Annotated in this window: 14 protein-coding genes; 3 read left to right on the forward strand and 11 right to left on the reverse strand. The window is 73.7% G+C overall.

Annotated features, from left to right (window positions below):
* Positions 1 to 17: 17 nt before the first annotated feature.
* Entirely contained in the window at positions 18 to 1319 is a 1302-nt protein-coding gene (gene bioA, locus ACMXN5_RS07320) for an adenosylmethionine--8-amino-7-oxononanoate transaminase (RefSeq protein ID WP_439674568.1), read from the forward strand.
* A 516-nt stretch (positions 1320 to 1835) separates the two neighbouring features.
* Positions 1836 to 2198: a hypothetical protein gene (locus ACMXN5_RS07325; protein ID WP_439674569.1), complete on the forward strand. Its 363-nt coding sequence runs from the start codon at positions 1836 to 1838 to the stop codon at positions 2196 to 2198.
* A 131-nt stretch (positions 2199 to 2329) separates the two neighbouring features.
* On the opposite strand, the gene der is transcribed toward ACMXN5_RS07325, so the two are convergent.
* The 3 genes from der to cmk form a co-directional block, all read right to left on the reverse strand.
* The gene (gene der / locus ACMXN5_RS07330; RefSeq protein ID WP_439674570.1) at positions 2330 to 3796 is read right to left on the reverse strand and encodes a ribosome biogenesis GTPase Der; all 1467 of its coding nucleotides are present in this window, start codon (positions 3794 to 3796) and stop codon (positions 2330 to 2332) included.
* A 63-nt stretch (positions 3797 to 3859) separates the two neighbouring features.
* The gene (locus tag ACMXN5_RS07335) at positions 3860 to 4555 is read right to left on the reverse strand and encodes a lysophospholipid acyltransferase family protein (protein ID WP_439674571.1); all 696 of its coding nucleotides are present in this window, start codon (positions 4553 to 4555) and stop codon (positions 3860 to 3862) included.
* Complete coding sequence (gene cmk / locus ACMXN5_RS07340) at positions 4552 to 5238, reverse strand: (d)CMP kinase (RefSeq protein WP_395785638.1); 687 nt, start codon at positions 5236 to 5238, stop codon at positions 4552 to 4554. The genes ACMXN5_RS07335 and cmk overlap by 4 nt, the downstream gene beginning before the upstream one ends.
* A 178-nt stretch (positions 5239 to 5416) precedes the next feature.
* Between cmk and ACMXN5_RS07345 the strand changes: the two genes are divergently transcribed.
* Positions 5417 to 6502, forward strand: coding sequence for a prephenate dehydrogenase (locus ACMXN5_RS07345; RefSeq protein ID WP_439674572.1), 1086 nt, complete (start codon positions 5417 to 5419; stop codon positions 6500 to 6502).
* A gap of 492 nt (positions 6503 to 6994) precedes the next feature.
* Here ACMXN5_RS07345 and ACMXN5_RS07350 read toward each other — a convergent pair whose 3' ends face one another.
* From ACMXN5_RS07350 to ACMXN5_RS07385, 8 genes are all read right to left on the reverse strand, one after another.
* Positions 6995 to 8134, reverse strand: a complete 1140-nt coding sequence (locus ACMXN5_RS07350; RefSeq protein ID WP_439677965.1) for an RNA polymerase sigma factor — start codon at positions 8132 to 8134, stop codon at positions 6995 to 6997.
* Positions 8135 to 8147: 13 nt separating this feature from the next.
* Positions 8148 to 8558 (reverse strand): YciI family protein, encoded by a 411-nt coding sequence (locus tag ACMXN5_RS07355; protein WP_439674573.1) that lies wholly within the window; start codon positions 8556 to 8558, stop codon positions 8148 to 8150.
* Positions 8559 to 8729: 171 nt separating this feature from the next.
* On the reverse strand, positions 8730 to 10871 hold the full coding sequence (locus tag ACMXN5_RS07360) for a hypothetical protein (RefSeq protein WP_439674574.1): 2142 nt from the start codon (positions 10869 to 10871) through the stop codon (positions 8730 to 8732).
* 2 nt (positions 10872 to 10873) lie between these two features.
* On the reverse strand, positions 10874 to 12946 hold the full coding sequence (locus tag ACMXN5_RS07365; protein WP_439674575.1) for a hypothetical protein: 2073 nt from the start codon (positions 12944 to 12946) through the stop codon (positions 10874 to 10876).
* 1 nt (position 12947) lies between these two features.
* Positions 12948 to 15128: a TRAFAC clade GTPase domain-containing protein gene (locus ACMXN5_RS07370; protein ID WP_439674576.1), complete on the reverse strand. Its 2181-nt coding sequence runs from the start codon at positions 15126 to 15128 to the stop codon at positions 12948 to 12950.
* Positions 15129 to 15195: 67 nt separating this feature from the next.
* Positions 15196 to 16275 carry a protein kinase domain-containing protein gene (locus ACMXN5_RS07375; protein WP_439674577.1) on the reverse strand — a complete coding sequence of 360 codons (1080 nt, stop codon included), beginning with the start codon at positions 16273 to 16275 and terminating at the stop codon, positions 15196 to 15198.
* Positions 16272 to 18851 carry a hypothetical protein gene (locus ACMXN5_RS07380; protein WP_439674578.1) on the reverse strand — a complete coding sequence of 860 codons (2580 nt, stop codon included), beginning with the start codon at positions 18849 to 18851 and terminating at the stop codon, positions 16272 to 16274. The genes ACMXN5_RS07375 and ACMXN5_RS07380 overlap by 4 nt, the downstream gene beginning before the upstream one ends.
* On the reverse strand, positions 18848 to 22942 hold the full coding sequence (locus tag ACMXN5_RS07385; RefSeq protein ID WP_439674579.1) for a tubulin-like doman-containing protein: 4095 nt from the start codon (positions 22940 to 22942) through the stop codon (positions 18848 to 18850). Before ACMXN5_RS07385 ends, ACMXN5_RS07380 begins: the two co-directional genes overlap by 4 nt.
* Positions 22943 to 22991: the final 49 nt, after the last annotated feature.

Below are 22991 nucleotides of genomic sequence, written 5' to 3' on the forward strand. Positions count from 1 at the left end.
CGATAGCGTGCCGAGCCATGGAGCACTACGACGCGGCCTACGGCGACGAGCTGGTTTCCCAGGACCGGCGGCACATCTGGCACCCGTACGCGAGCACCGAGGGCGACGCGCCGCTGTTCCCCGTGGTCGGCGCCGACGGGGTCCGGCTCCGGCTCGCCGACGGGCGCGAGCTGGTCGACGGGATGTCGTCCTGGTGGGCCGCGATCCACGGCTACAACCACCCGGTCCTGAACGCCGCCGCGCACGCGCAGGTGGACACGATGGCCCATGTGATGTTCGGCGGGCTGACCCATCCGCCGGCCGTACGGCTGGCCCGGCGCCTGGTGGAGATCACCCCCGAGCCGCTGACCAAGGTGTTCTTCGCCGACTCCGGCTCGGTCGCGGTCGAGGTGGCGCTGAAGATGGCGCTCCAGTACCAGCGCGGACGCGGCCGGCCCGAGCGCACCCGGCTGTTGACCGTGCGCGGCGGCTATCACGGCGACACGTTCGGCGCGATGTCGGTATGCGACCCGGTCGGCGGGATGCACCACCTCTTCTCCGGGGTCCTGCCCACACACCTGTTCGCGCCGATCCCGCCGGCGGGCTTCGACACCCCGCTGCGGGCCGAGGACACCGCCGGAATCGAGGAGTCGCTGGAGCGACACGGCTCGACGGTGGCAGCCGTCGTCCTCGAACCGATCGTGCAGGGCGCGGGCGGAATGCGCTTCCACTCCCCCGCCTACCTGCGCCGGATCCGCGAACTGTGCTCGCGGCACGAGGTGTTGCTGATCGCGGACGAGATCGCCACCGGATTCGGCCGAACCGGCGAGCTGTTCGCGTGCGACCACGCGGGTATCGCGCCCGACATCATGTGCCTGGGCAAGGCCCTGACCGGCGGCTACCTGACCATGGCCGCGACGCTATGCACCGACGAGGTGGCCCGAACCATCTCACGCGGCGAGGGCGGCGCCTTCATGCACGGCCCGACCTTCATGGCCAACCCACTGGCCGCCGCGATCGCCGCAGCCAGCATCGACCTGCTCCTCTCCGAACCCTGGCGCGACCGCATCACCGCCCTGAGCAACGGCCTCCGCACGGGCCTGGCCCCGGCCCGCGCCCTGCCCGGCGTCATCGACGTACGAGTCCTCGGCGCAATCGGCGTCATCGAACTCGCCACCCCGGTGGACATGGCAAAGATCCAACCCGCCTTCGTCGAACACGGCGTCTGGATCCGCCCCTTCGGCCGCCTCGTCTACACGATGCCCCCCTACATCACACCCCCGAACGACCTGACCACAATCACCACAGCCATGGTCGAGGCAGTCCGCACCCACACCTGACCCCGCCCCAGAACGCGGCCCACACACGAGCACGGCCACCCCGCCCACCCGACGCACACACCCCCGTGGCGCGTCAGCGCCCCCGACCCGGGCCAACCCTGGAGATCGACGCGCGCAGCGCGGAGAGCGGCGGAGCCGCAAAGTTTGGGCTGGGTGACCCGGAGCGAAGCGGAGGGACACCCAGCCCCGAGCGAGGGGCCGCTTTTCTGCGGAGGAGCGAAGCGGGGGAGCAGAAAAGCGGCCCCTCGCGAGCCGGCGCGAAGCGCCCAAAAAGAAGCACGCCGCCGACACGACTGCGGCCCCCGCCCCGCTCACGTCGCGCCTCCGCCTCCCCGCCCCGCCCACCCCGCGCCCCCGGCCCGCGACCCACTCCGCCGCGACCCACTCCCCGCACCCCAGCCCCCCGCACCCCACCCCACCACAACCCCCGAAACACCCAGTAACAACCCACCCACCATCAGTGACACTTCCCCTCCACCCCCACAACCCCCACAGCCCTCGATCGTTGGACCCGATGTGTTCACTTTCGACGACTCCATCAGCAGCCGAGCCCTAGGCCACCCCGCCCTCTCCGTAGGCGTCCCCGCCCCGCCCGCTCACGACGTCCTGACCCCGATCTACAACGCGCTGGAAACCGAGTGGCGGCGGATGTTCCGCGCCGTCCCGCACGAGCGTACGAACGAGGACTACGCCGCGAGCCGACCTTCGTACGGCGCGCCCGCCGCGATCAGCCACTCCTACGCGCAGGACCCCCCGTTCCCGAACTTCTCGCTGCCCACCCAAGGCGGCTACACCACATACGGCCGGCACCGGGGCGCGTCCCTGGTCCCCGCCCAACCGTCGCGCGCCACGGGCCCACACGGCCACCTGCCGCTGTAGCCCGAGGGTGCGCGCGCGAGGATCTCGAGACGACGCAGACGACGCAGACGACGCAAACAACGCAAACAACGAAGGGCCCGGACGCACACGGCGTCCGGGCCCTTCGTCGTCGTTCGTACGGTCGGCCGCGGTCAGCGACCGGTCTTGCGACCGCGCTTCTCCCTGACCTTCATCCGGATCTCGATCGGCGTGCCCGGGAAGCCGAACTCCTCACGCAGCCGGCGCTCGATGAAGCGACGGTAGCCGGCCTCCAGGAAGCCGCTGGTGAACAGCACGAACCGGGGCGGCTTGGTGCCCGCCTGGGTGCCGAACAGGATGCGGGGCTGCTTGCCGCCGCGGATCGGGTGCGGGTGCGAGGCCACCAGCGTGCCCAGGAACGCGTTCAGCTGCCCGGTGGGGATGCGCTTCTCCCAGCTGGCCAGCGCCGTCTCGATGGCCGGGACCAGCTTCTCCATGTGCCGCCCGGTCAGCGCCGAGACGTTCACCCGGGGCGCCCAGGTGACCTGGACCAGGTCCTGCTCGATCTCGCGTTCGAGGTAGTAGCGGCGCTCCTCGTCCATGAGATCCCACTTGTTGTACGCGATCACGATCGCGCGCCCCGCCTCGACCGCGAGCGAGATGATCCGGGTGTCCTGCTCGGTCAGCCGCTCGCTGGCGTCGATCAGGATCACCCCGACCTCGGCCTTCTCCAACGCGGCCGTGGTGCGCAGCGACGCGTAGAAGTCGGCGCCCTGGGTCAGGTGCACCCGGCGGCGGATGCCCGCGGTGTCGATGAACTTCCAGGTCTTGCCGCCGAGCTGGATCAGCTCGTCGACCGGGTCGCGGGTGGTGCCCGCGATCTTGTCCACGACCACCCGGTTCTCACCGGCGACCTTGTTCAGCATGCTCGACTTGCCCACGTTCGGGCGGCCGAGCAGGGCGACCCGGCGCGGGCCGCCCTCGGCGACGCCGAAGCGCTGCGCGGGGGCCTCCGGCAGGATCGCGAGCGCCGCGTCGAGCAGGTCGCCGCTGCCGCGCCCGTGCACGGCCGAGACCGGCCAGGGCTGGCCCAGGCCGAGCGACCACAGCGCGGCGGCGTCCGCCTCCTGGGCCATGTTGTCGACCTTGTTGGCGGCCAGCACGACCGGCTTGCCGGCCTTGCGCAGCACCCGGACCACGGCCTCGTCGCTGTCGGTGGGGCCGACGATCGCGTCGACCACGAACATCACCGCGTCCGCCGACTCGATCGCGTACTCGGCCTGGACCGCCACCGACAGGTCGATGCCGACCACGTCGCGCTCCCAGCCGCCGGTGTCCACGACGGTGAAGCGGCGGCCGTTCCAGGTGGCCTCGTAGTAGACCCGGTCGCGGGTCACCCCGGGGGTGTCCTCCACGACCGCCTCGCGGCGCCCGATGATCCGGTTGACCAGCGTGGACTTGCCCACGTTGGGTCGCCCGACGACGGCCAGCACCGGCAGCGGTCCGGACGCCTCCCCGTCGTGCCCGCCGCGGGCGGGGGCGTCCCCTTCGACGTCGACCCACTCGTCGGGGTCGTAGCCCGCCTCCCACGCCTCCGGGTCGAAGGCGCCCTCGGTCGTGGCGTCGGCGTGCTGCTCCATGGGGGTGTTCCTCGTTCGGGTAGCGGTTCGGGTGAGACTCGGGTGGGCTCGCGTGAGCCTGGGTCAGCCGGCGCGACCGGTCATCCGCTCGGCCTCGCGCAGGTGCGCGGTGAGCCGTTCGACGATGCGGTCGGACGCGGCCTGGACGGCCTTGCGGGTGGCCCGGCGGTCGGCGTTCTCGACGGCCCGGAAGGGCTTGCCGTAGACCACGTCGATCCGGGAGCGCAGACCCGGCAATGCACCGATCGAGGATCCCCGCGCACCGGTGCCGAGGCACGCCACCGGGACGATGGGTGCCCCGGAGCGCAATGCCAGATATGCAAGTCCATTGTGCACTGCCGAGAAGTCGGCCTGTCCCCGCGTGCCCTCGGGGAAGACCCCGAGCGCGCCGCCGGCGGCCAGTACGTCGAGCGAATCGGTGATCATCCGGCGGTCCGCGACGCCGCGCTGGACCGGGATGTGGCCGATCCCGCGCAGTATCGGGCCGAGCGCGCCGGCGAACATCTCGCGCTTGACCAGCACCTGCGTGGGTCGCGGGGCGAATGCGAAGAGCATCGGCCCGTCGACGAAGTTGGCGTGGTTGCCCGCCAGGATCACCGGGCCGCTCGTCGGTACGTGCCAGGTGCCCAGCGCGCGGACCTTCCAGAAGCTGCGCAGCAGCGGCTCGCCGATGAAGTGCGCGGCGCCGGCGAGCGGGGGCCTGGGGGGTGTGGGCTTGGCGGGCGTGGGCTTGGCGGTGGCGCCGAGGGTCGCGGTCACCGCACGTGTTCCGCGACCAGGGCGAGCAGGTGGTCGACCACCTGTTCGCGGTTCAGCTCGGTGGTGTCGACCAGGATCGCGCCCTCGGCCATCCCGGCGGGGGCGACCGCGCGGCCCGAGTCCAGCGCGTCCCGGCGGGCCAGGTCGGCCCGGGTGTCCTCGACGCTGGTGGCCTGCGTACCGGTCAGCTCGGCGTTGCGGCGTGCGGCGCGGGCCGCCTCGGAGGCGGTCAGGTACACCTTGACCGGCGCGTCGGGGGCCACCACGCTCGCGATGTCGCGGCCCTCGACCACGATGCCGCCCGCGCCGATCACCGCCCGCTGGAGGTCGACCAGGCGGGTGCGCACCTCGGGCACGGCGCTGACCGCGCTGACCGCCTTGGTCACCTCGTCGGTACGGATCGGGCCGGCCGCGTCCCGGCCGTCGACGGTGATGGTGGGCCCGTCCGGCGCGGTCCCGGAGACGATCTGCGGCTTGTCGGCGGCCGAGGCCACCGCAGCCGGGTCGTGGATGTCGACGCCGTTGGTGAGCATCCACCACGTCATCGCCCGGTACATCGCGCCCGTGTCCAGGTAGCGCAGGCCCAAGCGGGCGGCGACCGCCCGCGAGACGCTGGACTTTCCGGAACCGGACGGGCCGTCGATGGCGACCACGGCGGTCGCGAGCGGCGTACGGGCTTCCACGGTCGCCGACCTTTCACTTGTCTGGCTGCTTGCCGGCCCGGGGGCCGTCACGGGTATTGCCGAACCGGGCGGCGCTGCGGAGGCCGCGGGGCGATAGGACACCGCCCGAGGGTACCGTCACGGATAGCCTTGATCGGTTCCCCCATTATTCCGTCACCCGCCCCTTGGAGTTCCCGTCGTGCGTACCGCCGCCGTGGTCGGCACCGGACTGATCGGCACATCCGTCGCGCTCGCGCTGACCTCGCGCGGGGTCACGGTGTATCTGCGCGATCACGACAGGACCGCGGTGCAGACGGCGGCGGCGATGGGCGCGGGCCTGGACGCTGTGCCGGCCGAGCCGGTGGACCTGGCGGTGCTCGCGGTGCCGCCGGGGCGGATCGCGGAAACCCTGCGGCAGGTACAGGAGTCGCGGCTGGCGCTGAGCTACACCGACGTGGCGAGCGTGAAGGAGCAGCCGCTGGCCGAGATCGCCGCGCTGGGCTGCGACCTCGGGCGCTACATCGGCGGCCATCCGCTCGCCGGGCGGGAGCGCTCCGGGCCGCTGGCGGCGCGCGGCGACCTGTTCGAGGGCCGGCCGTGGGTGCTCACGCCCTCGCGGGAGACCGACACCGAGACGCTCAACCGGGCGCTGGAGATGGTGTCGCTGTGTCGCGGCGTGCCGGTGGTGATGAAGCCGCGCGACCACGACCACGCGGTGGCGCTGGTGTCGCACGCGCCGCACCTGGTGTCCGCGCTGATGGCGGCGCGGCTGGAACACGCGCAGGACACCGACACCCGGCTCGCGGGGCAGGGAGTGCGGGACGTGACCCGGATCGCGGGCTCCGACCCGCGGCTGTGGATCGACATCCTGGGCGCCAACGCCGACGCGGTGGCCGATGTGCTGGCGGGCCTCGCCGGGGATCTGGACGCCGTGGTGGGCGCGTTGCGGTCGCTGGCGGCCGAGGACGCGGCCAAGCGCGAGGCGGGCACGCGAGGCATCGAGGCCCTGCTGCGGCGCGGCAACGCCGGCCACGCACGAATCCCGGGCAAGCACGGCGAACCAGCCGCCGTGTACGAGGCGATCCCGGTGGTAATCCCCGACCGCCCGGGCGAGCTGGCCCGCCTGTTCGCCGACGTCGGCCGCGCAGAGGTCAACATCGAAGACATCCGCATCGACCACGCCCAGGGCCGCCCGGCCGGCCTGGCCGAACTCCAGGTAGCCCCCCAACACGCCGAGACCCTCACCCAAGCCCTACGCAACAGCGGCTGGACCGTACAACGCTGACCCACCCAAAGCACCCCCAACGAAACCGGCCCACAAACCAAACCCGCCCGGAACCGAACCAAAAACACCCGGCCCACAAATCCCAGCCCGTCCGACACCCGAGGACACCCGACCAAAGCCCGAACCGAACCCAACCCAGCCGGGGCCAAACCAAGAACGCTCGGCCCACAAATCCCAGCCCGTCCGGCGCTTGAGGACCGGCGGGCCGCAGGCCGGCCGGCACGCTGCCGGTCCGGCATCGCACAACAGGCGAGCCGACACCCCAGCCCGTCCGGCGCTTGAGGACACCCGGCCGAAGGCCGAACCCAACCCAACCCGGCCGGAGCCGGACCGAAAACGCCCGGACCACAAAACCCAGCCCGTCCGGCGCTTGAGGACCGGCGGGCCGCAGGCCGGCCGGCACGCTACCGGTCCGGCATCGCACAACAGGCGAGCCGACAGCCCGTCCGGCGCCTGAGGACCGGCCGCGCCGCGCCCGCACCCGCTCCGCGGTCAGCGACCGGCGTGGAGGCGCGCGGCCTGGCGGGCCAGGTGGTTGCGTTCGGCGAGGTTGCCGGCCTGGTGGGCCGCCTCGGCGTACAGGCGGGCCGCCGTCGTCGCGTCACCGTCGCGTTCGTGGAGGTACGCCGCCACCGCCGTGTGGCGCGGCAGCGAGTCGTCCAGCGTCGCGAGGACCGCCAGCCCGGCCCGCGGCCCGTCGGCCTCGCCCACGGCCACCGCACGGTTGAGCCGGACGACGGGGTTGTCGGTCAGGCGCACCAGCTCGTCGTACCACTCGACGATCTGCACCCAGTCGGTCTCCTCGGCGGTCGGCGCGTCGGCGTGCAGCGCCGCGATCGCGGCCTGCGCCTGGAACTCGCCGAGCCGGTCCCGGGCCAGCGCCGCCTGCAGGATCACCACGCCCTCGGCGATCATCCCGGTGTCCCACCGGCCCCGGTCCTGCTCGGCGAGCGGCACCAGGCCGCCGTCCGGCGCCGTCCGCGCGGCGCGCCGCGCATGGTGGAGCAGCATCAGCGCGAGCAGGCCCGCGACCTCCGGGTGGTCGATCGCGGCGGCGAGCTGCCGGGTGAGCCGGATGGCCTCGGCAGCCAGGTCCACGTCGCCGGAGTACCCCTCGTTGAAGACCAGGTACAACACCCGCAGCACGGTGGCCACATCGCCGGGCCGGTCGAACCGCACGCCGGAGACCGTGCGCTTGGCCCGGCTGATGCGCTGCGCCATGGTCGCCTCGGGCACCAGGTATGCCTGGGCGATCTGGCGCGTGGTCAGCCCGCCGACGGCGCGCAGCGTGAGCGCGACGGCCGAGGACGGCGTCAGCGACGGATGGGCGCACAGGAAGTACAGCCGGAGCGTGTCGTCCGCCGCGGGCGTGGGCCCGGGCGCCGGCTCCTCGTCGACGAGGTCCTCACGCCGGCGCCGGGCCGCGTCCGCGCGGGTCGCGTCGAGGAACTTGCGCCAGGCCGCGGTGACCAGCCAGCCCTTCGGGTCCCGCGGCGGATCGGTCGGCCAGACGCGGATCGCCTCGACCAGCGCGTCTTGTACGGCGTCCTCGGCCGCCGCGAAGTCGGCTCCGCGGCGGACGAGGATCCCGAGCACGCTCGGCGTGAGGCCGCGAAGAAGCGCCTCGTTCATGCCGGTGGTCACGTCACTCCGCGATGGTGTGCTGCGAGGCGCTCATGAACGGGCGTACCTCCAGCCACTCGTGGATCGGCTTGCCGCCCGCGCCGGGGGCGGCCGACAGTTCTCCGGCCAGCTCGACGGCACGCTCATAGGTGTCGACGTCGATGATCATCCAGCCGGCGATCAGGTCCTTGGTCTCGGCGAACGGGCCGTCGGTGACCGGCGGGCGCCCCTCGCCGTCGTACCGGACCCACGCCCCCTGCGGGGTCAGTGCCTGACTGTCGACGAACTCGCCGGTCTTCTTCAGACTGTCCGCGAAGTCGTTCATGTAGCCCACATGCGCCGTGATCTCCTCCGGCGTCCAACGGTCCATCGGCACGTCGTTGACCGAGGCCGGAGCGCCGCGGTAGTGCTTGAGCAGCAGGTACTTGGCCATGATCGTTCTCCTCGGTGCTGGTGCGCCCATTGTGGTCGCGCTCACCCCGGAGACGAAGCCGGCCACACGATCTCGACACCACCGACCGAATCTTTTTCCGAACCCCGCACCCCGCCGCCCCTCCCCCGCCCCCGTCACCGTCACCGTCACCGTCACCGTCACCGCCAGGCTTCAGCGGGGCGGGTTCTGTTCGGACCAGCGGCGGCCGAGTTCGGTGCGGAAGTCTTCGCCCCATTGGCTGTTGAGGAGGATTTCCTCGATCAGCGGGTTCGGGGACCGGTCCCGGCGGTCGGAGAGTACGCAGATCGCGATCTGGCGCAGCACCCCCTTCGTGTCGGTCTTGGGGGCCAGCACCACCACGAGGAGTTGTTCGAGCAGCTTGCGGGTGCGCTTCTCGCCCGCGCCGGCCGCCTCCAGACGGTCCCCGAACTGTTCGGCGTCCAGCACCGTTTCCCGCATCGCCCGCATGTCGTCCGGGTTCCACGCCTCGGGGGCGAGCTGGCGGCGGCGCTGTTCCAGGCGCGTGGTCAGCCGGTCCGCGATCACCGGCAGCACCCGCAGGTCGGCCAACCGCAGCGCGACCGCGAGGGTGACGATGTTGTCGATCGTGGCGACCTCGGTCTTGGCCGCGCCGCCGCCGAGTGCCCGTTCGCGCAGCGTCGGCTTGTCCGGAAGGCGCTTGACCGCGCGCCGTATCTTGTTCACCTCGGTATCCGGAATGCCGAATTCCGCCCACACGCTCCACGGCGCGTTCCCGGCGCTGATCGGCGGCGCGCCCGGGGTCGGCGGGCTCTCGGGTCCGCCGACCGCGCCCGGCTCGGCGCGCGGCTCGGCCTCCGGGCCCGCGTCGAGGTCGTCGTCGGTGTGCGGCAGCGCGGGTATCGGCAGTTCGCCGCGCTCCTCCTCGAAGCCCGGCCACGGCCCGGTGAAGGCGTCCTCGATCTCCTCGAACACCGCACCGTCGTCGGCGTACCAGGTCACATCCGCGGGCTCCGCGCTCGCGGCGGCCGGAGCCGAGTACGGCAGCGACGGCCGGGGCGGCGACACGGTCGACGCGGCCCGGGGGGCCGACGGCTCCGCCGGGTAGGGAAACGCCGGCTCCTCCTCGGCCGTGGACACCGTCACCACCCGGGGCTCCCGCTCGACCCGCGCCGCCGCGCCGTCCCGCCGTACCCGCTCCGCCGCGGCCACCAGCGCCTTCTCGGTCACCAGCCCCCGATCCCGAACCGGCGCGGGCGCGGGCGCGGCGGCGCGCGTCGGCGCGGGCACCGACACCGGCGCGGGCTCGAACGACAGCGCACGCGCGGGCGCGGGCGGCATCGGCGCGCCCACCGACGCACCCGACCCGGACCCGGAACCGGAGCCCCGCCGTCCCAACCGGGCGCAGATCTCCCGCGACCGCTCCTCGGCCCGCTCGTGCGGCAGCGGCCGCAGGTCGCGCATGCCCTCCAGGAGCCGGTGGATCCCCGCCCAGTCGGTGTCGGTGTACCGGCTCACCAGCAGCGCCGCCGCGTGCGCGTGCACGTCCGAACCGGCCTTGGGCTCCTCCCCCGCCACCAACCGGTAGCGGCCCGCCCACGGCTGCGCGTCACGCGGCCGGCGCGGCAGCACCACGAACCTCGGCTTGCCCGAGTGGTCCAGCGTCTCGAAGGTGGAGAACGTGAAGGACACCGGCACCAGCCACAGCAGCAGGTCGGACAACCCCCACAACATCGGCACCGGATCGATCCCCACGTCCGCCTGCCGAAACGAGAAGAACCGGCCCGGATGCCGCAGCACGGCGGCGACCGCGACCTCCAGCAGATAGGCCTGCTCACGCGCCCGGCCGCGCAGCCGCTCGGCGTGCCCGTCCAGCGCGGCGGCCACGAAGTCCGGGGCCAGCGGCGCGAGTCCGTAGCCGCGCGGGATGTCCTCCAGGGCGGGCTCCCCCGCCCACACGGCCTCCTGGGTGAGTACCAGCGCGGCATGCGGGCCCAGGTCGCGGCCGGGGTCGAGCAACACGCGCGCGTTGTTCCCGTCGACCACATACTCGCGCCGGACCACCGCCGCGCCGCGACCGGTGTGCACCAGCGCGACGCTGGTCACCGGCGCCCCCCGGTCCTCCGCGTCGACCGCCACATGCTCGCGCAACTCGTCGTGCCAGCCCAGCAGTTCGTCCCGGGACACGGAGGAGGCGATCGGCCCCAGGCCGCGCCCGCCGAGCAGGCTGTCGTCCTGGCGCCGGTAGACGATCTGGCGGAACCCGTCCGCCTCGGCCCCGGTCGGCGGCTGGTTCCCTCCCGGCTGCGCCGTGCGTGCCGTGCGTGCCGTCATGGCTACGGTCCCGTCCTGTGCGGCATGGTCTGGAAGCTCTCCACGGTCAGTCGCCCCATCTCGAGCAGAAACGGCTCGCGATAGCGGGAGGAACACAGCACGTCCACGAGCACGTTCTGATAATCCGCCCACACCCGCAAAGACGTCCGAAGGGCCCAGACCGTGCCCGCGACGTCGACGGCCAGCGTGGACAGCACGTCGGCGCCGAATCTGGGCCGCTTCACCTCGGCCACGGTGACCCGGGCCAGCATCTCCACCAGCCGACACAGCGTCTCCCTCGGGGCGCCGCAGGTGTCGAGGGTGTTGATGTCCTCGTGCAGCCGGCCGAGCACCGTCGCATACGTCTGCCTGGTCTGCCGCTCCGGCCGGCCGCCGTCTCCGTAGGCGGGATGCAGGAGCCGATCCAGCCGGTACACCACCGGGGCCAGCAGCGGCGGCCGGGCGAGCAGCAGCGCGACCGCGAGCGAGGCGGGGTCGACCTGGGTGAGTACGTCGCGGAACTCGTTCGTCTCGTGTCCGTTGCTCCGGGTCAGCAGCCCGTCGGCCACCCCCAGCACGGTGTAGCCGTTGCGGGAGGCGCCCAGACGTTCCCACTCCCCCCGGTCCCACGTACCGCGCGCGAGGCGGTCCGTCGGGCCGGTCGGGGGCAACACCGGACGGCTGCCCGAGCCGGACTCGGGGCGGGGGGACGCGCCCGGCGCGGGGGCGAGCCGATCCGGGCGGGGCGGGACCGGCGCGTCGCCGCCCACCGTCGGACGGTACGCCGGCATCGGCCCGGCCCGGTTCGCCTCGTCGCCCACCCGCCACGCGTCGGCCTGCCCGGACCGCCCGAACCCCGGCGGCGCCGAACCCGGCTGCCCGGCCCCGGCCGGCGATTGGCCCGGCCGCGCGTATCCCGGCGCGGCGCCCCGGCCGTACCGATCCTGCTCGGTGTAGCCACCGGGCTCGCCCGCGGAGTCCGGCTCGTCGTCCTCGCTCCCGTTGATCCAGGTCTCCGTGTAGCCGTTCTCCCAACGCTCGGCAGCGGCCTGAGGCACAGGCGGCACGGACGGCTCGGGCGGTGCCTGCGGTGCCCGCGGCGGCTCCGGCGCCCGGCTCTCCCGCGGCGCGACGGCGACCGCCGGGGTCAGCCGGGTCGCGTCCGATTCGAGCGCCAGCACCAGGTCGGCGACCTCCCGATACGACGCCCCGTCGGCGCCGACCGCCGTCTCGATCCGGGCCAGCAGCCCATCCACCTCGGCCCACGGGCGCGTGCAGTACAGCTGCACCAGCAGCCCGGCGGCATCGCGGAACACGTCCTGCCCCGGCTGCGGTTCGGCGCGCGGGTCGATCCGCAGCCGGTTGGCCGGCTCCGGCGCGTTCGGCCAGCGCGGGACCAGGACGAAGCGCGGCTTCAGCGCCGCGTCGCTGGTCTCGTAGGTGGAGAAGGTCCACATCCCGGGCGCGATCGGCTGCGCCAGGTCGAACACGCCCCACAGCAGCGGCACCATGTCCGCGCCGACGTCGTGCTGATGGAGGGTGAAGGTGCGGTGGTGGTCGCGCAGCACGGCCGCGAGTACGACCTCGAGGAGTTCCGGCCGGGCCCGGGCCCGCTCGCGCAGTTGCCCGCGGATGGCCGGGTCGAACGCCTCCGGGCGGATCGTGGTACCGCGCAGCGGTACGTTCTCGGGTACCTCGGCGAGCGGGGTCCTGGACCCCGTGAGCCCGCCGCCGCGCTCCTCGTGCAGCCACGCGGTGGCCAGCATCGTGTGGGCTCCGACGCTGAGTTCGGGGTCCACCAGGACGTGTGCGCTGGTTCCGGGTCGGTTGCCGGCGTGGACCGCGGCCTCGCGCAGCACCAGCGCGTGCCGGTTCTCCAGGCGTACCCGGCAAAAGCTCCAGGCGGGGGTCTCCGGCAGCGAGCGGTCCATCGAGACGTGCTGCTCCAAGCCGCCGTGCCAGTCCCGGAGTTCGTTCAGACCCAGGGACGTGGCGACCGGACCCATGCCGCGACCGCCCAGGAGGTGGTCGTAGCTCCAGCGATAGACGATCTCGTCCAGTCGATCCTCTGTGGCGCCCACACCGTCCGATGCCATCTCACACCCCCACCCGCTCGATGTCGGCCTGATCGAGCATGCCGCACATCGCGAGGATGGACACCACCGGTTCCAGAACCCGGCGCGGCCGGATGCCGCCGGGGAAGTGCCCGTCCCGCTCACGCGCGCCGGTCGCCGAGACGAAGTGCATGGTGCAGCGCCGGAATTCCTCGAACGGGCTGAGCCAGGCGCCGGCGTCGTGCGCGTACAGGAACGAGTACACGTCGCGGCTCTCCGCGTCCGTGCGCGCCGGGTCCACCACCCCGGGTCGGGGCGGCTGCGAGCCCAACCAGGCGTCCACGGGCGGCTCGAAGCGGATCAGGTCGGACTTGGTGACCGCGACGGCGACCGGCTGGTCGAGCAGCGCGGCCGTACGCGGCAGCCGGTCCATCACCGCGGCGAAGGTGCGGTCGCCCCGGCGCAGGCCCGCGGTGTCCTCGCCGTCGCGGGTCAGCCGGCGCAGCTCCGGCAGGTCGACCGCGACCACCGGGTCCACCACGAACACGAACGCGTCGGCGGCGGCCAGGAATTGCATCTCCCGGCCGCCCCGGGCCAGGTCCTCGCCACTGACGTCGAAGAAGGCGATCGGCCGGGTCCGCCCGCCGGCGCGCAGCAGCAGCGCGTCGGCGAACTGCACGAGGTTTCCCTGGTGGTTGACCGTGGTCCCGAGCATCTGTCCGCGCTGCAACAGGTCGACCCGGTCCCGCAGGTATTCCTGGTGGTGGCCGGCGTCCACCGGCACGTGTGTCACCCCGTATTGGCGCAGCCCGCCCGCGTCGATCTCGGCGATCATCGCGGCCAGCAGGTGGGTCTTGCCGGAGAGGCCGTCACCGATCAGCCCGACCACCAGCGGCGGTTCGTGGATCATGTAGTTGGTCGGCAGGAAGTGCTCGCGCTCCTCGTCGCCCGTGGGGTTGGGGCAACGCATGAAGGTGGTGATCATGCGGTCGTGCCGCTTGACCGGGTCGGTGACCGTGCTCAGGTCCACCCGTGCGTAGCGCAGCCGCGCGTCGCGCTCGTAGAGGTCGTTCTCGTTCCAGCGGACCAGGTCCAGGCAGAAGGGGCAGCGCACCACGGGTCGATTCGAGTCGATGGGATCGGCCGCCGGGGCGCCGGCGGACGGGGTGACGACGGTGATGGTCTCGCTCGCCCCGCGCGTGGGCTCGCGGGTGTCGCGCGGTGCGGTCCGGTCGGCGGTCCCGGGCGGGGCGCCGACCGGACCGGGCGCCTGGCCCACCGGCGGCTCCTCGCGCGGTCGGGTGGTCCGGGCCTCCTGACGGGTGCCGAGCGCGTCCAGCCGCTGCCGGATCGCGTTCACCCGGTCCGCCTCGGGCAGCGTGTGCACCTCGGTCGGGACGTTGAGCAGCCGGTGGAAGCCCGCCCAGCCGGCGCTCACGTAGTGCCGGACGATCCGCCGGGCCAGTTCGCGGTGCGGGTCGAACGGCTCGCCGTGACCGGTCAGATCGACCCGCACGCGCGGGCCGGGCGGACCGGACGGGGCCCGGGGCAGCGCGATGAAGCGCGGCGCCCCGTTGGGGTCGTCGAGCGCGTCGTCGACCTCGAAGGTGGAGAACGTCCACGGTCCCGGGAGCAGTGCGGTGAGCAGGTGTTGCAGGCCCCACAGCAGCACGGTGGCGTCCTCGGCGCCGGCCGGCAGCAGGGCCGGCCGGGCCCGGGGGCGGCGCAGCACGGCGGCGACGAGCACTTCGAGCGGGTCGGCCAGTCGCTGGGCTTGCTCGTGCAGGTCGCCGGCGGCGACCTCGAAGGCCGCGGCCAGGCGCTCGTCGGGCAGCGGTTTGAGGCCGTAGCCCGGCGGGACCCGGTCCAGGTCCAGCGCGCCGGGCGCGCGCCGCTCCAGCGAGCCCCACGCGAGCGCGTCGAACGGCGCGATCGAGTCCCGGGGACCGACCAGCACGTGGGCGGAGTTGTTCAGCCGCTGGCGGCGCGCGTCGGCGGAGAACTCCCGGCGGATCAGCGCCACTCCGAGCGGGGTGTCGAGCAGACACACGCTGGACGCCGGGCACGCGGGGTCGCCGTAGTCCATGGTGACCGCCTCGGCCAGCTGGGTGCGGGTGTGCCAACCGAACACCTCGTCGCGGCCCAGCGAGGTGGCGACCGGAACGATGCCGCGGCGCCCGAGCAGTCCGTCCGGGTCCCAGCGGTACACGATCTGATGCAACATCAGCCGACCTCACCTGCCGTCGCGTTCGACTCATCCGATGCGCCCGGTCCGACCCGGCCCGTGGCGTTCACCCCATCCGGTCCTTCCCGAAGAGCCGAAACCGGCCGGTCCTCGGCGGCTCGGCGGGCCTGCCCGGTGGCTCCGGGGGCCTGGGCGGCAGCACGGGCGGGGGTCGGTCCGGGGTGCCCGCCCGGTGCGCCGGCCGCGGTTGGCCGGGCAGCGGCATGCGCTGCCGTTTGCGCTCCATCGCCGCCTCGTAGCCGCGCCGCCCCTCGGCGAGCGGGTCGTACTGGGCGTGGCCCGCCACGTACGGGTCCGGTTCGCCGAGTCGGCGCAGCAGTTCGGCGGCGCCCGGGCGGCGTACCGCCTCCGCCTCGAACACGCCCTGGAACAGGTCGAGCAGCAGCCCCTGGGTCTCCACGCCGACCGGGACACGGCCCTGGCGGATCGGGCGTCCGGTGGTGACGTGGTAGGCGACCTGCGCGGCCGACCAGACGTCGTCGCGCGGATCGGCCGGCCCGGGCCCGCGCAGCGGCCCCGGCGCGGCCCACATCGCGGTGCCCAGGCTGCTGCGCGGCTCGCCGGCCAGCGCCGCGTGCCCGAAGTCGAGCACCTGGAGCCGGCGTTGCTCGCGCTGCCAGCGCACGCTGCTCGGGGTCAGGTCGCCGTGCACGACGCCGGCCGACTCGAGGTAGCGCACGGTACGGAAGATCGCCCGGCGAAACGCGTCCTGCTCCTCGCTGAGCAGTTTGCCCACCACGTCCTCGGCGGGCGGGCAGGGACTCGCCTCCAGGAGCAGGAACGGCTCGACCCCGTCGAAGTCGTGTCCGGCCACCCGGACCAGCTCGCGCGGATACCCGGCGCCGCCGAAGGTGCGCACCAGCCGCAGCAGCACCCGGATCTCCGTCTCCAGGCTCGCCTCGGCGCCCACCCGGCGCCGCGGGTCCAGCCGCCCGAGCCGCTTCTGCACGAAGACGCTGCCGTCCTCCACGTCGCGCACGTCGCGGATCCGGAACGGCTGCCCGGGCGGGGCCGGCCGGTCCGGGCCGAACTCGACCCGGCGCTCCACCGAGTAGCCCTCGGGGTCGGTGTAGCCGAGCTTGCCCTCGCCCGACGGCTCGCCCGCCTGCCCCGTGCCGCCGCTCACGGCGCCCATCCGCCGTCGTACCGGTCGTCACCCGCGCCGGGTCGGTCGGCGCCGCCGGCGCTCTCCTCCCAGATCCGCGCGTCGTCCACCGAGCCGGGCAGCAGCGGCAGCAGGCGCAGCACACCGGCCATCCGGCCGCCGCCGGTCCACACCAGTTCGTGCTCGATCGCGTGCCCGGCGCGGCGCTCGCGCAACGCCTCGCGCACGGCGGGACGCACCCCGCGCGGGGCGAAGCGCACGCTGACGGTGTGCGTCGGCGCGTGGTCGAGCAGGACCAGCTGATCGCTCGCGCACAGCTGCAACATCGAGTGCGCCGCGGGCTGCCCGAGCAGTTCGGCGATGCGGTCCGCGTCGCCGCCGACCGCCTCGCCGACGTGTGGGCGGTCCTGGCCCTGCCGGCCGAACGACGGCGCGGCCTGCACTCCGTTGTGCGCGAGGTGGTCGGTGTACGCGCGCAGCACGGGCCGCAGTTCGGGCGCCGCGCCGCGCCGGGATGCCTCGGCCGGGTCGCGCTCCAGGAGCGGCCACAGCGGCTCGAACGCGGCGTGCAGCGCGTCCACGAGGTCGCCGAGCACGGTGTCGTACAGGCTCGCCCCGCTCGCGCCCGGCGGCGGTCCCGACGGCGGCGCGGGCCGGCCGGGGGTCGGATGGCCGCCGGTGCCGAACGACTCCGCGCCGGGATACGGCGGTACCGGACGACCCGACGGCGGGTAGCCGCCGGTGCCGACGTTTCCCCCGCCGGGATACGACGGCGCGGGAGGGAAGCCCGGCATCGTGTGGCCACCGGTGCCGAAGTTCTCCGCGGCCGGATCCGGTCCGGCCGGCTCGCCGGCGAACTGCCGCTCCAGCGCGGCCGCGTCGTCGGTCAAAAGCGTGGCGCTCTCCTCCAGCAACGCGGCCAGCACGGTGGCCCGGTCCACCGCCTCGCGGCGCGGACCGGCCAGCGCCCAGTCGTTCCACACGGTGCGCACGAGCAGCGCGTGCAGCCCGTGCAGCGCGCGGGTGGCCGCGCCCAGGCCGAGCACGCGCTCCCAGTGCCGCACCCGCAACCGCCAGTCCAGGCCGGGCAGCACGAGCAGTACGCCCAGGCCGAGCACCACGGCGAGCGGCCCGACGCCGGTCGGCGGATCCCACGCCCGCCCCGCGAGCACCCCGCAGACCGCGCCGACCAGCGCCACCAGGCCGGTGACGACGATCATCGGCAGCGCCTCGGGCGGCAGCACGGCCCGGCCCTCGCGGTCCGGGCGCCGGGCGGTGATCAGGATCGACCCGAGCAGCGCGAGCACCACCGCGAGCCCCGCGCCGACCACGCCGAAGGCGGGCCACAGGGCGGTCAGGAACGCGCCGAGCAGCAGGCCGCCGACCACGCCGACATGGGCCGGGCCGAGCGGGAACGCGGCCGGGCTCAGGTAGCGGGTCAAAAAGCCGTCCGAGCAGCTCTGGTCCACCTCGTGGGCCCGGGCGGCGCCGGCCCCGGGGGTGATCCGGTCGGCGAGTTCGCGCAGCCGTTCGGCCAGCCCGCGCAGTCCCTCGGGGCGGTCGAACGCGGCGGCGGTACGGGTGTACAGGGCCGCGGCCACCGAGTTCGCGCCGAGCCCGGGCGGCTCCGGGATGACCACGCCGACCTGGTCCAGCCAGGCCCGCCCGTCCGCGTCGAATCCGGCCGCGCCCCGGCCCACGGTCTGCCGGACCAGGTCCCGGTAGTCGCGCAGCACGGTCGCCGCGTCGGCGATCTCGCCGTCGATCGAGCGCCTGCCGCGCCCGGCCGAGCCGTAGAGCGCGACCGGCGCGGCCAGCACGGTCAGCCGCTGCTGGGCCCGCTTGAACCCCTGCTCGGCATGCGCCCATCGCACCCCGAGCGCACCGTCCGGACGCACACACTCGCGCACCCCGCCGGTGGTGGTGACCAGCCCGGCGCCCTGCTCGTCGGCCAGCGCCGCCAGCGGCTCCGGCCAGGGTTCGTCGACCCCGCCCTCGGCGCCGGCCAGCCGCTGCACGGCGCGGATCCGGGCCCGCCGTACCGCGTCGTCCCGGATCCGGTGCACGAACACGTTCATCCCCGGGGCGGCGATCGAGCGGGGCATCTCGGTCACCCCGGCGAGCACCTGGTCGAACACCTCGGGCTGGCTCAGCACGTCGACCAGCGGCGCGAGCGCGTCCGCGTCGTCGGGGGTGAGCACCACGCCGGGTGCCCGCCCCGGTGCCCACTCGGTGCCCCGGACGTCGCCGACCCACAACGTGGCCGCATCGCTGCCGGCGAGCTGGCCGGGCCGGCGCAGCACGATCGAGCCGTCCACGGGCGCGCCGACCGCGACGCACACGACCTTGCTGTACATGCCGGCGAAGATCCGCTCGTACGCGTGCCGGTGCGCCACCAACTCGTCGACGGAGTCGAGCACGAGCACCCGGTCGGCGTCCACGTTGCGAGTCCCGGCGGGCACCCGGGTGCGCGCGTAGGCGGTCTGCACGTCGGCGAAGGTCCGGGCCGCCATCACCGTGTCGTACTCGGTGCGCAGGTCGACCACGATCACCAGCGGGCGCGGGACGCCCGCGCCCGGAAGGGCGGTGTCGGTCACCAGCCACCCCCGGGCAGTTCGCGCTCGTCGTGGTCCTCGGGCGGGTCGAGCCGCCGGGTGCGGTCGAGGCCGTCGAGGCGGATCGTGTCCGGATCCGGCTCGTCCGGGCCGGGCCGGTCGTGCGGGTCGTACGGATCCCGCGCGGCGTGCGGGTCGTACGCGCCCCGGGCTCCGCGCGCGTCCCGATCGGCGCGCGGCAGCGCCGGCGGATACGGGTCGTAGGGTTCGTCCCGCTCGGTCCGCGCGCGGCGCTCCGAGGCATCGCGGTCGTCCCGGTCGTCGCGCCGCGGCGCCGGCTTGTCCAGGCTCGGTCGGGTCGCCTCGGGCGAGTCCACATCGCGCCACGCGTCCCGGCCGCGCGGCTCCGGTACGTCCCGCCGCTCCCGGTCCTCCTTCTCGAACACCGGCCCACCCGGCTCCCGAAGGGGCCGCCGCTCGCGCTCCTGCTCCCGCAGGTCCGCACGATCCTCCCGGGGTCGACGCGCCTCGCGCCGCTCCCGCTCCCGGTCCTCGCGCACCCGGTCCCGCTCGTCCCGCACCTCGCGTGCCTCGCGCACGTCCCGAACATCGCGCGGATCACGCTCGTCACGAGGACCCACATCACGCACGTCCCGCGCATCGGGCTCGTCCGGCCGGTCCCGCCGATCCCGGAGACCGCGCCCCTCCCGCACATCCCGCGCGTTCCGCTCGTCCCACGAATCCCGCTCGTCCCGCACCCGCTCGGGCCCGCGCCGCTCCCACTCCGCACCACGCTCGTCCCGGTCCCGGTCCCGTTCGCGTTTCCGCTCCCGAGCCCGCTCGTCCGCCTCGCGGTCCCACGCGTCGTCGCGCTCGTCCCGCCGGCGGTCCCGCTCCCGGCCGCGCTCGTCCGCCGCGCGATCCCACCCGTCCCCGCGCGCGTCGTCGTACCCCGCGCCCGGGTAGCCCCCGTCCTCCTCGTCCCGATACTCCAGCTCGCGCAACGAGTCCCGGTTGGCGCCCTGGTGCGAGAACGACAGGTCGAGCGCGGCGGGCAGGGTGACCTCCCACAACCGCAGCAACTCCTCCGCCCAGCCCCGGCTGCGCTCGGGCAGCCGGTCGCGCAGTTCGTGCAGCGTGCGTACCTGGCGCGGGGCCACCTCGTGCACGAAGTGCCGGTACAGCGGCGCCGGTTCGCGTACCCGCGAGCCCAGCCCCTCGGGGTAGGTGAGCATCAGCTGCTTGGCGAACTCCCGCCGTACCGACGCGTCGTCGGTCAGCGTCCACTCCTCGTAGGCGCGCAGCAGGCTGCCCCACGAGGAGGCCCGGTCGAACGGGCGCAGCGGCAGCTTCATCACCGTCGACCCGTGCGGCAGCCGGATGTCGACCACTTCGGGCGAGGACCGGTCCCCGCGCGCCACCTCGACCTGGCCGTTCCACATCGCGCACAACAACCGGTGCAGGATGTAGGCCCGGTGGCCCTCGGTGGTGGCCAGCCAGTCGTAGGTGAAGCCGAGCCGCTGCCGCCACTTGAGGAAGTCGACCGGGTCCTGCCGGTCCAGCGAGCGCGACCACTGCGCGAGCACCTGGCGCACCTCGGGCACCTCGGTCAGGCTCATCGCGCTGCGGAAGAGCACCACCACGATCGACTCCTGCTCGACCGCGCGGAACTCGATCTTGCGGGACGGCTCGTTGGGGATGTTGAGCAAGCGTTCCAGGTATTGCCGCACGTCCGCGTCGTGCGCGGTGCCGGGGTGCGCGATCAGCACCTTGAGTTCGCCGCTGCCCTCGGGCGAGAAGCCGTTGGGCAACATGCCCGCGAGCTTTTGCACGAACTGTTCCAGGTCCCCCTCGCCCACCGAGGCGCCGCGCTTGGTGGCGGCGCGGGTGAGCAGGTCGCGCACCGGCGGCAGCAGCGGCTGCGCGTTCAGCTCGCCGGCCTGTACGAACAGGGTCTTGACCTGTTGCTTGATCTGGTCGCGCACGTAGGTGACCGCGGCCGGGCCGCCCTCGCGCTCCTCGCCCATCTCGTAGGCGCGTTGCCAGATGCCCGTGCCGAGGAGCTTGCCGACGATCTGCGCGGCGCCGGACGTCTCGGGCAGCCGTTCGCGGTCCACGAAGCGGCGCAACACCTGGCGGTAGAACGACTCCAGGTTGCCCTGCGGCGGCAGCAGGTAGGACACGCCGGAGCGCTGTCGGTACAACTCGCGGGTGGCCCGGGAGAAGTTGGCCTCCTCGGTGTCGCGGTGATCGTTGAACGCCTGGGCGAGACCGTCCACGACATGCCGCAGGTAGACCATCTTGCGGTCCCACACCTCGGCCTGAGCGCCCCACTGGGCATGCCAGTTGCGGCGCGAGCGCCACTCGAACCAGCGCTGCTGGGCGGCCAGCGCGCGCTGCACCTCGGGGTCGCCCCACTTGGCCTTGACCACCCCGCCCGCGCGGTCCTTGATCGCCGGTATGTGCGGCGCGTTGACGGTGATCCCGGGCGGCGGGGTGGGCTCGGTACTGCAGTGCGCGAGCAGACCGGCGACCCCGGGCCGATCCGCGTCGTGGTAGAGCCGCCGGTCGCCGAAGAGCACCCGGCGGGCCCGGAACAGGTCGCCTTCGGCCAGGAGTTGGCGGATTCCGCGAGCGTGGTTGAACTCCTCGGCCAACTGCGCGGTATGCGTGCGCAGTTGCGCCTCCTGCTGACGCAACGCCTGTTCCATCGCCCGGGTTCGGGCGTTGAGCGCCTGCATGATGCCCGCGGCGCCCTTGGCCGGCGCGGGGTCGGCGACGTGCGGCGGTGCGCACAACCACAGTTCGCTCAGGCCCGCCACCGACATGAACGACTTGATCTGCTCCAGGTTGGCCTCGGCGGACACCCGCACGTCCGAGGTCAGATCGCGCACCGCCTGGGCGAGGAGGCGACCGGCCACGATGTCGGCGAGTTCGTCCACCGGCACGGTCATCGACGCGACCAGGCTGGTGGAGACCCCGCAGGCGCCGATCCCGCTGGGCGCGGGCACCTCGCGCCGCACACCCTCGTTGATGAAGCTGTCCGCGAACGACTGGTACAGGTCGCCCTGGACGACCGCGTTCTCCAACTCCGGGCCGCCGGCGTTGAGTCCGGTCCCGATCAGCGACATCACCAGCGAGACCACCGAGCGGTGCAGGTCCTCGCGCTCGATGCCGCTGGTGCGGCTGAACAGGAAGCCGGTCTGTACGGTGCCGGCCTTGAGCCGGGTCGACTCAAGACCGGGGTAGCGCACCGCGAGGTTGCCCGCCGGCGCGCCCAGGCCGGTGTCCAACTCCTCCTGCGCGTACTGCCCGTTCTGGTCGTCGACGAGCTGGAACAGGTCGAGCAGCGCACGTCCGGCGTTGAGCACGGCGGGCCGCCCGCCCCCGCGCTCCTCGTCGAACGCGGACGGCATCAGCACCAGCGGGTAGATCTTGATCCCGTCGTAGCCCTGCGAGAACGCCTCGCCGATCAGGTGCAGGTAGTCGTAGAAGATCCCGCACCCGGTGCCGCCGGCGATGGAGAAGGCGACGAACACGTCGCAGGTGTTGCGGTTGTTCTGGCTGCCGCTGAGCGCCATCAGGTGGTCGTTGCCGTTGCTGATCAGCCCGACCGCACGGCGCAACGGGTCCATCGCGGGAGCGAGTCCGTGCCGGAAGGTCTCGAACAGGGCGGCGCGCCCGACGGTGGGCAACTGCCCGGCGCCGCGCCGCAGCGGGGTCACCCGGGGCTCGCCCTCGCGGGCGGGCAGCCAGGGGATGGTCTCCTCCGCCGCGTTGATCCGCAGCGAACGGGCCACCTCAGGATAGGTGTTCAGCGGCGGCACGAGCTGTGTGGTCAGGTGCGCGTTGCGGTCGGCGGCGGCCCGATGCGCGGGCGGCGCGGCGCGCAACCGCTGGCGCTGCAACTCGTTCTCGTTCAGGTCGGCGTAGACGAACTGGATGCAGTTGGGCAGTTGGTACGGGGCGAGTTGGCCACCGAGCCGCTGCATCAGCCCCGTGCCGTCCGCACCGCACAACTCCTCGCGCAGCCGTCGCTCGAGTTCGGCTCCGATCAGACATCCGGTACCGCCCAGGCCCACGAACAGCATCGACTGGTGGATGGACATGCCCCTGCGGCCTTGCGCTGCCACGGGCCCTCCTCGAAAAGTGCGTGACGTGCGAGTTCAGGTGCCTTCGACC

The organism is Embleya australiensis, assembly GCF_051903075.1.
GTDB lineage: Bacteria > Actinomycetota > Actinomycetes > Streptomycetales > Streptomycetaceae > Embleya.

Excerpts from the sequence above, each read along its gene's own strand:
- bioA (WP_439674568.1), top strand. The coding sequence starts at position 18 with ATGGAGCACTACGACGCGGCCTACGGCGACGAGCTGGTTTCCCAGGAC.
- der (WP_439674570.1), bottom strand. The coding sequence starts at position 3,796 with ATGGAGCAGCACGCCGACGCCACGACCGAGGGCGCCTTCGACCCGGAG.
- ACMXN5_RS07350 (WP_439677965.1), bottom strand. The coding sequence starts at position 8,134 with ATGAACGAGGCGCTTCTTCGCGGCCTCACGCCGAGCGTGCTCGGGATC.
- ACMXN5_RS07355 (WP_439674573.1), bottom strand. The coding sequence starts at position 8,558 with ATGGCCAAGTACCTGCTGCTCAAGCACTACCGCGGCGCTCCGGCCTCG.
- ACMXN5_RS07360 (WP_439674574.1), bottom strand. The coding sequence starts at position 10,871 with ATGACGGCACGCACGGCACGCACGGCGCAGCCGGGAGGGAACCAGCCG.
- ACMXN5_RS07365 (WP_439674575.1), bottom strand. The coding sequence starts at position 12,946 with ATGGCATCGGACGGTGTGGGCGCCACAGAGGATCGACTGGACGAGATC.
- ACMXN5_RS07370 (WP_439674576.1), bottom strand. The coding sequence starts at position 15,128 with ATGTTGCATCAGATCGTGTACCGCTGGGACCCGGACGGACTGCTCGGG.